General features: G+C 48.3%; 1 protein-coding gene. It reads left to right on the top strand.

Features of this window, described 5'->3' with window-relative positions; all coding sequences use genetic code 11:
• A partial coding sequence (locus R3X26_RS18685) for an Ig-like domain-containing protein (RefSeq protein WP_317718829.1) occupies positions 1-2415 on the top strand: 2415 nt, incomplete at both ends.

Below are 2415 nucleotides of genomic sequence, written 5' to 3' on the forward strand. Positions count from 1 at the left end.
TGAAAACTTCATCATTGATACCCAAGTATCCGACTTTACTGCTGAATTGGAATCGGATTCTGGCCGTGACAGCAGCTTTACATCTGACAATGTCACTAACGAACTGCCTCTAGTGTTTAGTGGTAGTGCAGAAGAAGGTTCAACCATCGTTATCGCGATTGATGGCTACTCCTATCAAGCCGTGTTTGATAGCACCGATCCAACCTCTTGGAATGTCACCATTAGCGAAGAATTTTTAGTCGATGGCCAAGCATGGAGTGATGATTATACGCTAGAAGAAGACGGTGAGTACGACTACCAATTTACCGTTATCGATTCCGTTGGCAACCAATTAACCAGCACCACTAGTGCCGACTCCGGACTGATTGGTAATGGCACCGAACTGTCCGATTTAACCGGGACAGTTACCTTAGACCAATCGGTAGCGCTTGATGCAGAGCTCAGTGCCGACAGCAGTGTCGATACTGGTTTATCGCAAACAGACGGCATTACTCAGACTACTTCACCGACGTTTACTGGCGTAACCGAACTGGATGCCAGTATAATCATCACCATCAAACAAGATGGCCAAGTTGTAGAAACGTACAGCTTCGATAACAGTCAAGACGCCGCGGCGAATAACGCGCAGCTGTCAGTATCGGATGAAGGAGAGTGGTCTTACACCATTGACGATGTGTTAGCCGATGGTGAGTACACCGTCGAGATTGACGCAACCGACATTGCTGGTAACCAATCGGATACGGTAACCGATGCATTAATCATTGATAACAGCGCCACATTAGTAGTGGAAGGGATCAGTGCGGCTACCGATTCTGCGCCGAGTGAAGCAACGGAAGGCGATGCCCGTTTCAGTGACCAATTAACCAACATCACGCCAAGTCTTGAAGGCACAGCGGATGCTAACGCCGAAGTCACCATTACCCTTACTGCGCCAGACAATAGCCAAATTGAGCTAAGCACAACAGCCGATGCAAATGGAGTGTGGTCGTTAGATTTACAAGGCCTTACTGAGCTTGAATCAGCCGGTTTATTAGATACAAATGGCGATTTAGCCCAAAATGGGCGTTACTCGTATCAAGTTTCGTCAGTGGATGTTGCCGGCAACGAAAGCAATAGCGCCAGTGCCTATTTTGAGTTCGATTCCACCGCGCAAAGTGGTGTGAACTTTAGCGGAGGTTTAGCGCAAGTTGAAGCGAGTGATAGCGGTCTTTACCTTGACGATGGCATCACCACGGCGCAATCGCCGACCTTTGACGGTTACGGTGAAGTGGGCGCGAGCGTCTCGTTAACGATTGAAAATGTGGGCACCTTCACGGCGGTGACGGATAGCGATGGTTATTGGTCGATAGATCTAGCCGATGAAGGCATCGTGTTGGCGGAAAGCGCGTACGATTACCAATTAAGTCTCACCGATGATGCAGGCAACAGTGCCTCGCTTGCTGAGCAAACTGTCGTTGTTGACCTGACCAATTCAGCCAACGCCACAGCTGAGCTAGAAGATAGCGAGGAATCGGATACCGGCTCGTACAATTCAGACGATTATACCGCGAATCCTCAGCCGGTATTTACCGGTACGGTTGATGAAACCGCTAACGTGGTGTTCTCTTTGTACCAGAAAAATGAAGACGGTGAGATCATTGATGTTCATAGTTATGAGCTAGGTGAAATCAGCGACAGTTGGAGTTTTGACCTGTCGACGACTGATTATGAGATGAGCAACTCCGGTAACTACTATTATAGTGTCACCTCCACTGATTTGGCCGGTAACACGTTAGACAGCAGTGAATACAGCTTCACGTTAGACTTGGAGAATACCCTACAAGCAGAGCTTGACGCCACGACTGATACTGGTTCGGTCAATGGCGTCGCCATTATTGATGGAACGAGCACCACGATTGCACTAGCTGATAAAACCACCAATGATGCTGAATTGCATTTCAGCGGCAGCGGTGAAGCGGGTGATACGGTTGTTATTGATATTTACGATGCCGATAACAATAAGGTGGATTCCACTACGATCACCCTCGCGGGTACGCGTGGTGATGGCAGCTCGGAATCGTGGTCATTTGATTCAAGCGCATTGTTGGACCAATCCGACACTACTTTGGTAGAAAACTTTACTTACCAAATCAGCTCGGTTGATTTAGCGGGTAATACCACTACTTATACTGGCTCAGTGACGGTTGACCAAACCATCGTCACCACGCTTACAGCAGAAGGCTTGACCGATGAATCGGATTCAGAGCCAGCAGGCAGTGCGGAACAAAACGATGATATTACCTATTTAACCCCAGTGCTTGAAGGGGAAGTGGGCGATGATGCCGTTAGTGTGAGCATTGTGTTAACTCATTTAGATGGCGAAGCATTAACGTCTGACGAGTCAGAGCGCACTTATACCGGCACTGTTGTAGATGG

Origin of the sequence: Vibrio sp. TH_r3 (assembly GCF_033101115.1) — a bacterium.
Lineage (GTDB): Bacteria > Pseudomonadota > Gammaproteobacteria > Enterobacterales > Vibrionaceae > Vibrio.